General features: G+C 73.8%; 10 protein-coding genes. 5 read left to right on the forward strand and 5 right to left on the reverse strand.

Annotated elements, in window-relative coordinates; all coding sequences use genetic code 11:
- Positions 1 to 305: 305 nt before the first annotated feature.
- A complete protein-coding gene (locus tag ACFWXO_RS21625) occupies positions 306 to 800 on the forward strand; it encodes a hypothetical protein (RefSeq protein ID WP_380525400.1) in 495 nt (164 codons plus the stop codon).
- A 155-nt stretch (positions 801 to 955) separates the two neighbouring features.
- Entirely contained in the window at positions 956 to 1,567 is a 612-nt protein-coding gene (locus ACFWXO_RS21630; RefSeq protein WP_375894825.1) for a class I SAM-dependent methyltransferase, read from the forward strand.
- Positions 1,568 to 1,653: 86 nt separating this feature from the next.
- Here ACFWXO_RS21630 and ACFWXO_RS21635 read toward each other — a convergent pair whose 3' ends face one another.
- The 3 genes from ACFWXO_RS21635 to ACFWXO_RS21645 all read right to left on the reverse strand — a co-directional run bounded on the left by ACFWXO_RS21635 (position 1,654) and on the right by ACFWXO_RS21645 (position 4,004).
- Positions 1,654 to 2,301, reverse strand: a complete 648-nt coding sequence (locus ACFWXO_RS21635) for a response regulator (protein ID WP_380525401.1) — start codon at positions 2,299 to 2,301, stop codon at positions 1,654 to 1,656.
- The gene (locus ACFWXO_RS21640; RefSeq protein WP_380525402.1) at positions 2,289 to 3,533 is read right to left on the reverse strand and encodes a sensor histidine kinase; all 1,245 of its coding nucleotides are present in this window, start codon (positions 3,531 to 3,533) and stop codon (positions 2,289 to 2,291) included. Before ACFWXO_RS21640 ends, ACFWXO_RS21635 begins: the two co-directional genes overlap by 13 nt.
- 111 nt (positions 3,534 to 3,644) lie before the next feature.
- Positions 3,645 to 4,004 carry a hypothetical protein gene (locus ACFWXO_RS21645; protein WP_380525403.1) on the reverse strand — a complete coding sequence of 120 codons (360 nt, stop codon included), beginning with the start codon at positions 4,002 to 4,004 and terminating at the stop codon, positions 3,645 to 3,647.
- A gap of 293 nt (positions 4,005 to 4,297) precedes the next feature.
- Here ACFWXO_RS21645 and ACFWXO_RS21650 point away from each other — a divergent pair, with 293 nt between their 5' ends.
- Positions 4,298 to 4,594 (forward strand): hypothetical protein, encoded by a 297-nt coding sequence (locus ACFWXO_RS21650; RefSeq protein WP_380525404.1) that lies wholly within the window; start codon positions 4,298 to 4,300, stop codon positions 4,592 to 4,594.
- Positions 4,591 to 5,226, forward strand: a complete 636-nt coding sequence (locus tag ACFWXO_RS21655; RefSeq protein ID WP_380525405.1) for a ribosome-inactivating family protein — start codon at positions 4,591 to 4,593, stop codon at positions 5,224 to 5,226. The genes ACFWXO_RS21650 and ACFWXO_RS21655 overlap by 4 nt, the downstream gene beginning before the upstream one ends.
- 108 nt (positions 5,227 to 5,334) lie before the next feature.
- Here the strand turns inward: ACFWXO_RS21655 and ACFWXO_RS21660 are convergent, their stop codons facing one another.
- Together ACFWXO_RS21660 and ACFWXO_RS21665 are read right to left on the reverse strand one after the other, a co-directional pair.
- Positions 5,335 to 6,813 carry a hypothetical protein gene (locus tag ACFWXO_RS21660; RefSeq protein WP_380525406.1) on the reverse strand — a complete coding sequence of 493 codons (1,479 nt, stop codon included), beginning with the start codon at positions 6,811 to 6,813 and terminating at the stop codon, positions 5,335 to 5,337.
- Between the two features lie 89 nt (positions 6,814 to 6,902).
- A complete protein-coding gene (locus ACFWXO_RS21665) occupies positions 6,903 to 7,952 on the reverse strand; it encodes an FAD-dependent oxidoreductase (protein ID WP_380525407.1) in 1,050 nt (349 codons plus the stop codon).
- 244 nt (positions 7,953 to 8,196) lie between these two features.
- Between ACFWXO_RS21665 and ACFWXO_RS21670 the strand changes: the two genes are divergently transcribed.
- Complete coding sequence (locus tag ACFWXO_RS21670) at positions 8,197 to 9,105, forward strand: LysR family transcriptional regulator (RefSeq protein WP_380525408.1); 909 nt, start codon at positions 8,197 to 8,199, stop codon at positions 9,103 to 9,105.
- Positions 9,106 to 9,176 lie beyond the last annotated feature (71 nt).

A 9,176-nucleotide genomic window follows, 5' to 3' on the forward strand; every position in this document is an offset into this window, starting at 1 on the left:
CGGGGCCGCCGGTGCCCGCCGCCTAATCTCGGGGGGCGGTCCACCCCCCCCCCCCCCCCCCGCCCCGGCGGGGGGGGGGCGGGGGGGGGGGGCGCGGGCGCGGGCGCAGACCCGCGCCGCGTCGCCGGAGTTGGTCGCGCGGCCGCCGCGCGAGAAGCGGTCGCCGCGAAGTCGGTCATGGCCGCCCTGACGGACGGTACCTAGCACCACCATCAACTCGGATAGGAGCGCTACTGCCTCCGGCGCGCGCGAACGACATGCTGATGCCGTGCCCGAGGAACGGGCACGGGAGGGAGTCAGGTGTCATGGCGAGCACTCAGCCGACCGGCGTTCATTCGCTCCGTCCGGTCGGCGGGGACGCCGGTTCGGACGCCGGTGCCCGGCGGATCCTTCCGAAGGCCGCGGCCGCTTCGGCGCTCCCCCTGCTGCTTCGCCGGGGGGCCACGGTCCTCACCGCGCTCGGGCTGGCGATGATTCCCTGGCTGGTCTTCCTGCACACCGGACTGCCGGCCACCGCTCGGGCCTCGCACTGGGCCTGGACGTGGACGGGTCTGGACGGCCTTGAGGCGCTCGGCCTGCTCTCCACCGGACTGCTCCTCAGGCGCGGCGACCGCCGGGCCTGCCTGGCCTCCGCCGCGACCTCGGCCCTGCTGCTGGTCGACGCCTGGTTCGACACCATGACGGCCGCCCCGGGTTCGGACTTCACGCAGGCGGCGCTCATGGCGGCCTTCGCCGAGGTGCCGCTGGCGCTGGCCTGCGCGGTTCTCGCGACCCGGACCTTCCCTCGGCCGGGCCGCTGAGCGGAACAGCTCGTGACGTGATCGGCGCGCCTGCGGTCCGGTCCGCAGCGCCGGCGCCGGCGCCGGCGCCGGCGCAAGCCGAGTGCACACAAACACACCTGACTAACCATCAGAACTGCTCTCGATGGCCCTAGTCGGACATTTATGGAGGAATGATGAGGAATTCACGAGCATTGATCGGCGCGGGCGCTGCCGCCGCCGTCGCCACCTGGTGGTTCACCGACTCCGCGCCGTACCCGTACTCCCAGCACTGGCTGCTCGACCTGCCACTGCCGTTCCTGACCTTGAAGCGTCTGGACCACGTGCTGCAGGCCCGGGAGGGCGAGAGGATCCTGGAGATCGGCCCCGGAACCGGCCTGCAGTCGCTGCACGTCGCACCGCAGCTGGGCCCGGACGGGCAGCTGGACATCGTGGACATCCAGCAGGAGATGCTCGACCACGTGGGCCGCCGGGCCAAGGAGCAGGGTGTCGGCACCATCGTGCCGACCTGCGCCGACGCACATGAACTTCCTTTTGCGGACGGCTCGTTCGATGCGGCCTACCTGGTGACGGCGCTGGGCGAGATCCCGGATCCGGCGCGCACGCTGGCCGAGCTGCGCCGGACGTTGAAGCCGTTCGGGCGGTTGGTGGTCGGCGAGTTCTTCGACCGGCACCAGATCCGGCCGTCCTCGCTGATCAGCCTGGCGGAGGGAGCCGGGCTGCGGGTCGCCCGGCTGTACGGTCCGCCGTTCGCGTACTACGCGGTGCTGCGTCCGATCCACGCCTGACGCCACCGTGCGCGCGGCCGCACGGGTGCCCGAGGACCACGACGGGACTGGACGCGCACCAGGGGGCCCGCCCCCGCTCCCGGGGCTCAGTCCCTGGACGCGCCCAGGAAGCGCAGCACGGCGAGCACCCGGCGGTGGTCCGCATCGGCCACCGGCAGGTCGAGTTTGGCGAGGATGTTGTTGATGTGCTTGGCCACCGCGCTCTCACCGACCGTCAGCGCCTCGGCGATGCCGGCATTGGACCGGCCCTCCGCCATCAGGGCCAGCACCTCCCGCTCGCGCGGGGTCAGGGCGGCCAGCGGGTCGCCGCGGCGGAGCAGGAGTTGGGCGACGACCTGGGGGTCCAGCGCCGTCCCCCCTTCGGCCACCCGCCGTACCGCTGCCGCGAAGTCCTGGACATCGGCCACGCGTTGCTTGAGCAGGTAGCCCACTCCGCTCGTGTTGTTCGCCAACAGGTCAGCGGCGTACCGCTCCTCCACGTACTGCGAGAGCAGGACCACCGCCGTGCGCGGCCGGCTGCGGCGGATCGCCGTGGCCGCCCGCACGCCCTCGTCGGTGAAGGTGGGCGGCATCCGGACGTCCACCAGGGCGAGTTCGGGCCGGTGCTCCTCGACGGCGGCCAACAGCGCCTCCGCATCGCCGACTTCGGCGACGACCTGGAAGCCGCCCATCTCCAGTACCTTGACCAGGCCGACCCGCAACAGCACCGAGTCCTCGGCGATCACCGCGCGCACGGCAGCTCCACCGTCACGGTCGTCGGTCCCCCGACGGGGCTGCTGAGCCGGAGGACGCCGTCGACGGAGCCCACCCGCTTGGCCAGCCCGCTCAACCCCGTACCACCGGAGGGGTCGGCGCCGCCCAGCCCGTCGTCGGTGACGTTCAACCGCAGGACCGTCCCGACCCGTCGGACCGTCACCTCGACCCGCGAGGCGCCGGCGTGCTTGGTCACGTTCGCCAGCGCCTCGGAGATCACGAAGTACGCAACCGACTCCACGGCGGGCGCCGCCCGTTCCGGCAGCTCGACCCGCAGGCGCACCGGCAGCGGAACGCGGGCGGCCAGTCCGGACAACGCCGCATCCAGGCCCCGGTCCTCGAGCACCGCCGGATGCAACCCGCGTACCATATCGCCGAGTTCGGCGATCGCCGCCTTCGCCTCCAGGTGCGCTTCCGCCAGCATCGCACGGGTCTCGCCCGGCAGGTCGGGGCTGGTGGCCATGGCCAGTCCCAGGTTGACCGCCAGCGAGACCAGCCGCTGCTGGGTGCCGTCGTGCAGGTCGCGCTCGATCCGGCGGCGCTCGGCATCGACCGCCTCGATCAGATCGGTGCGGCTGGTCGCCAGGTACGCGACCCGCTCCTGGAGCCGATCGGCCCGGCTGGGTCCGAGCAGCGCCGCGGCGGAGCGCGACTCCGCCCGGGCCACCACCCCGGCGAGCCAGGGCAGGAGGGACAGCAGCAGGAGGCCGAGCACGGTGTAGCACGGCATCAGCGTCGCCCAGCCGAACCATACGCGCCGCGCCCCGACCGGCAGCGCCCACACCCAGCCGTACCCGGTGGCGCCCGCCAGACCCACCGCCGCCGCCACCAGCACCAACAGCTCCGCCAGGGCCGCCGGCGGGCCCAGCACCAGGTGGTACCCGACCTGGCGCCAGGCGCGCGGCGAGGCGAGCCACCGCAGGGCCGTGGCGGGCGACCACCGCTGCGGCACGGGCGCCGGGCGACGGATGTCCACCCCGAGCAGCGCCCGGTGCCGGTACCGCTGAACCATCGTCAGCACCGGGACGCCGCTCAGGACCAGGGCGACGGACACCGGGAGCACGAGCGCCCAGTCCCCCGTCCTGGCAATGGTCGCCGCGCTCCAGGCCCACACGGGCACCAGCGCCAGGTGCAGCGGGACACCCGTGGCCAGGAAGCCGGTGTCCCGCCGCGCCCGCCGCGCCAGGCGCCCCAACCGGGGTGGAATCGTCATGGCTCGACGTTAGAGCACCCCGACACGGGCCCGCTATGGATCTTGTATCCGCATCCCTGGTGAACCCAGTACCACCACGCCGGGGCCGGGCCCACTGGACGTCAAGTCCGGTCAGAGGCCGACGGCGTCCGGATAGTGTCGCCGGAACTCACCGAGCACACGCTCGTCGACGGACCTGACCTCCCACAGCGAGCTGTCGAACTCCGTGAGCACCACCACCGGCGCACCGTCGGCCGAGCCGGTCGCCTCGGCGTCGACGAACTGCACGGCCGGGGAGACCAGGGCGAGCAGCGTCGCGGTGTCCATGCCCTCGCCGGCCGAGCGGCGCTCCAGCTCCGCTGTGAGCTCCCAGTGCTCCTCGCACTCGACCCGCCAGCGCAGGGCCTTCCCGAAGTCGCCCAGGTGCCCGAGCAGTTCGGCCAACGTGACGTAGTGCCGACCCCGCCATGCCCGGAAGCTGATCCCCTGCACCCTGCCCGTCCCCCGCCTCGAACCCGTTGCGCCGTTGCACCGTTGCGCCACTGGTCAGGCTACTTGTCCATGGCCTTGACCGCAGCGATGTCCGGGTCGGACAGCTCGGCGGTCCCACCCAGGACACCCCGGCGGGGAGAGGCCTCCGAAGCCGTTGTTCACCGGCTGAACCCGCGGGCATCGTCGGCCTGTGTTTTCGTACATACGGAGTATGCATCGCCGTACGCGTCAGGCCCTGCCCGACGCACCACCGCAGCACCATGTCATGCACGCCCAGAAAGGCCCCCTGGTCCATGCCCGCAGCAAACCGCTCCCTCGGCGGCTCGAAGCGCCTGACGGCGCTCCTGCTCTCACTCGTCGCCCTGTTCTCCGTGGCCCAGTTCAAGGCCGCCCCGACCGCCAAGGCCGACACCAGCAACTACTGGTCGGTCGTCACCTGGGACATCACCGGACTCGCCGCTGGGGGCAGCCGTCCCGCGGCGAGCTACCGGAGCATGATCAGGCAGCTCAGGGAGCTCTCCGGAACCAGCATCGCCCCCGCCTGGCACGGACCACCACGGCCACCGGGCGGTACATCGAGATCAGCGTGAACGACTACAGCGACCCGATCGACACGCACCGGCTCTCGCTCTACCTGCGCCTCGACAACCTGTACCTCGACGGCTTCACCGCCTCGGGGCGGAACTGGCGGTTCAGCGACGCTCCGACGTACCTCAGCACCCGGTTCGCCGCCGCCTACCCGCGGGACGGCCTCCTCGAGAACCTCCGGTACTCCTCCCACTACTCCGACCTCGCCAGCCCCGAGGCCCGCGGTGCCCAGCGCTACAGCGGAGCGGCCTTCTACGGCTTCCTCAGCACGCTCTTCGGGGTCTCCGAAGGCTCCCGGGACCAAGCCCGCGCCCCACTCGCCGCCATGATCGGAGCGACCTCCGAGGCGGCCCGTTTCGGTTGGATCGAGAACCGCATCGCCGCCTCGATCGAGACCGGCGGACAGCAGGACGGCGCCCAGCGCTACGACAACCTGGGCCCCTTCGGAGCCGGCCTGGAGAACAGCTGGGACGAGCTGTCGCGCCTCGTCTACCGGGAGCAGAACGGTGACTCCCAGCGCCCCACCGTCAGGATCGACGGCCGTAACTACAGCAGCATCAGCGACATCGTCAACGGGATCGGCACCGGAACGCCGAGGATCGCTCCCTTCCTGACCCACGGAACCGCCCACTGACGGCATCCCCACCTGCCCGGAGAACCGCCAAGGCCGACACCGAGAGCACTCGGTGGCGGCCGTGGCCCGGTATCAGCCCTGCGCGGAACGCGGGTCGCACCACCCGCCTCAGGACGGCATCCGCACCGGGGCGATCACCGAGGGCGGGGAGCAGTGCGGGGAGGTGCGGCAGACGGTGAGCGGACGGGGGTTGGCACCGTCCAGGACCTGGACGGACCACAGCACGGGGTAGCTGCCGCCGCAGATGCCGCAGGTCGGGGGCGGCGGCGGGGTGAAGCCCTCGGGCGGCGGGCCGAAGCCGGGCGGCGCGGCGGGCGGGGCAACGGGCGGCTCCGTGGGCGGCGCCGGCATCGGCGGCACGGCCGGGCGCGGCGGCGCCACCGGTGGCGGGGGCGCGACCGGCGGCACCGGCGGCACCGGAGGCGGCGCCGCGCCCCACACCGCCAGCCCCGCCACCAGCGCCTCGAAGTCGTACCCGCACTCGCCGCAGCTGATCAGCGCCCCCTCCGTACGCATGTCCCCGCAGCCCGGGCAGAAGGTCACCGGGTGTTCGTCGGCCGCCGTGCTCTCGCAGCGCGAGCAGATGAAGTCGGGCTCGACCTTGCCCTGTTGGAGGAACGCCCCGATCATCGCGAAGGGGTTGATCTCACCGTTCTTGCCGTGGCCGGCCCGGACGACGGTGGTGATGAGCTTGAGCCGCCTCCGCCGTTCCCGCATCCGCTGGAGGTCCAGGTTCACCACCTTGGTCTGCCGGCAGTCCCGGCAGGTGCACAGGGTGCGGACCGGCAGCTGGGAGCGGATGCCGAACTGGCGGTACAGGAACTCGAAGACGGGGCGCTGTTCGCTGCCGATCCGCACGTCCACCACACCGAACCCGACCGCCGCCAGGCAGCCCTCCACCTCGGCGGCCAACCGGGCCACTCCGGCGCCGAGTTGTTCCGGTACGCCGTCCGGCCGGCTGCTCATCATCACCGGTATCGCCAGCAGGGCGGCCAGGGCGGAGTGGTCCAGGCCGAGTGCGCCCGCACGGGAGTGGAAGACGGCGCCCTGCACCCCGCTCCAGAGCGAGGGCCCGGTGCGCCGGGGGGCGCCGGAGAGCCGGTCGTTGATCATGGCGGTGACACCGCCGACCACCCGTTGCCCGGTCTGGTGGTGCCGGGCCAGCGTCTCGGCCTGGGGTGCGCTGGTCCACCAGCGGGGCTGCGGGAAGTCCGTCGCCGCCTCGGAGTCGAGGGCGGTCAGCGCCCGGTCGAGGGCGAACAGCGCGTTCTGGTACGCCGTCACGTACGGGGACTGCACACCGAGGGCGACCACCGAGACGGCCCGGTCGGTGAGGTGCACCGCAACCGTGGTGCCGTTCCCGTCGGCCGCGGCAGCAGCGGCGAACTGGAGCCGCGCCGCGAGCGGGACTTCGTCGGGCAGCAGCATGGCGGAGCGCACGACCGAGCCGCGCCGGGCCTCCACCACGGTGGCCTGCTCCGAGGTGACCTGGAAGCCGAGCGAGCGCAGCGCGTCGACGGCGGCGATCCGGACGCGTCCGGCGTCGGCGCGGACGCGGCGCTCGGCGTCGAGGGTGATCGAGGCCAAGACTCCTCCGCAGGAATGGACTTCGGGGCGGAACGACCGCACGACGGACCGGGATTCTAGTCACCGACGGCAGCACCCCGCAGGACGAATCATCGGATCCGGGCACCCGCCCCGACCAGCTCCACCACCGCGTCCGCACACCCCCAGCTCAGCGTCACGCCCGCGCCGCCGTGCCCGTAGTTGTGCACGATCCGGAGCCCGGCCGCCGCCTCCCCGCCCACCGCTTCCCCATCGGCCGACTCCTCGACCGCCAGCCGCACCCCGCCCCTGCGGTCGGGCCGCAGGCCGACCGGGCAGCCGATGAGTTCGGCTCCGCGCAGCTCGGGGACGTGCACCGCGCACCGGGCCAGGATCGCCTCGGCCGCCGCCCGGTCGCCGCGGAGGTCCCAGCTGCCCTCCTCGAAGGTGCCGCCGAGGACGACGTCCCGGCTGCGCGGGTGGACGTAGGTGTACCCGGCCGGTTCGTCCTGGATCCGCAGCGAGGCCCGCAGACCGGGGTTGCGCACCAGGGCGAGCTGTCCCCGCACCGGCCGCACCGCGTCGTCGCCGCACAGCAGCCGGGCGCCGAGGCCGGCCGCGTTGACCACCACGGGCGCCCAGGCGCCGGCCTGCCGAAGGGTGTCGAGCCGCCGGTGGAGCACCTTGCCGCCGCCCTCGCGGAAGCGGCCGAGCAGCCAGGGCAGGTAGCGCGGCATCTCGACCGTGGGGGCGGTGAACCGCCAGCCGTCCGCGTAGGCCGGGGCGAGGTCGGCCGGCTCCAGTCGGCGCAGGTCGGGGACGCCGGCGCCCCACCAGGGGGTGCCGCCGTCCTGACGCCGGAGCGCGGGCATCCAGGTGTCGCGCAGGACGACGCCGGGCACGCCGGCCCGGGCCTGCCGGGCGAGTTCGGCGTAGGTGGCGGCCGACCAGGCGGCCACCTGCCCGCCCGCCTCCACACCCACCGGGTACCAGACGGCGGCGGCCACGGCCGAGACCGTGGACAGCAGCCCGTCCGCCGTCACCACCCCGACCCGCAGGCCCCGCTCCTGGAGACGCAGGGCCGTGGTGAGCCCGATGATCCCGCTGCCGATCACGACCACGTCCAGGCCCACGCCCAGGTCCGGATCCGCATCCGCATCCGCATCCGCATCCGCATCCACGCCCGTACCAACACCCGTAGCAACACCCGTAGCAACGCCCACACCCACGGTGATCCCCTCCCACCGACTCCCCGCCGGCCGATCCGGCCGATCCGGCCGCGGCGTCCGGACTCCAGGAAAGCGGGGCGGGCGGCGAGGCGTCCAAGACCGGTTGCGTCCTCCGGCGATAAGGCGCCCTTATCGCCGCCGGTGGGCGGTGCGCGGGCCCGGCGCCGGTCCACCGCGGCGGGCCTATCATCGCCCGGTGGACCTCCGTCGCATGCGTTACTTCGCGGTCCTGGCCGAGGAGTTGAACTTCACCCGGGCCGCCCGCCGACTGCGGGTGGCCCAGCCCGCACTGAGCCAGCAGATCAAGGCGCTGGAGCGGCAGCTCGGCGTGCAGCTGGTCGAACGCACCAGCAGGGGATGCACGTTGACCCCGATCGGCGGCGCGGTCGCCGAGGAGGCCCGGCAGCTGCTGCACCGGGTGGCCGAGGCCGACCGGCGGATCGCGGCGGTGGCCCGGGGGCAGCAGGGCAGCCTGAGGGTGGCGTACACCCGCTCGGCCCGCGGCGGCGTCTCGGACACCCTGATGGGCGAGTTCCGCAGTCGCTACCCCCGGGTGGACGTCGCCCTGCAGACCGGCTGGACCGCCCTCAACGTCGACGAGCTGCTCGCCGGGCGGCTGGACGCGGCCTTCGTCCGTCCGCCGCTGGACGTCCCCGAGCTGGCCTGCCGGGTCATCGCCGAGGAGGAACTGCTGCTCGCGGTGCCGAGCGGCCACCCGCTCGCCCGGGGCCGCGGCCGGCTCGACCGGGGCGCGATCCGGGACGAGCCGGTGGTGCTGTGGCCGCGCGACAACGGGCCCGGGATGCACGCGTCGATCACCGGCCAGCTCTGGCCCGACCGGCCGCCCCGGATCGTCCGCGAGGAGCCGGACGACGAGCAGCTGCTGCTCGCGGTGGCGGCGGGCCACGGCATCGCGCCGATCCCGGAGGGCCGGGCCCGAGTCTTCCGGATCCCCGGTGTCAGCCTGCGCCGCCTGGCCCGCCCGGCGCCGACGGTCTCACTGGGCCTGGCCCACAACCCCCGGACGGCCTCCCCGGCGGTCCAGCTGCTGCTCGCCATGGCCCCACGGCTCGGCGCCACAGCGGCTTCCCCGCCTGGCAGTTGAGACCGCCGGGGCCCCCCCCCGTCGCCCGCGCCCGAGCCCGGGGGGCCGCGCGCGGGGGGGCGGGGGGGGGC

This window comes from Kitasatospora sp. NPDC059088 (assembly GCF_042738155.1).
In the GTDB taxonomy this organism is placed as follows: Bacteria; Actinomycetota; Actinomycetes; order Streptomycetales; family Streptomycetaceae; genus Kitasatospora.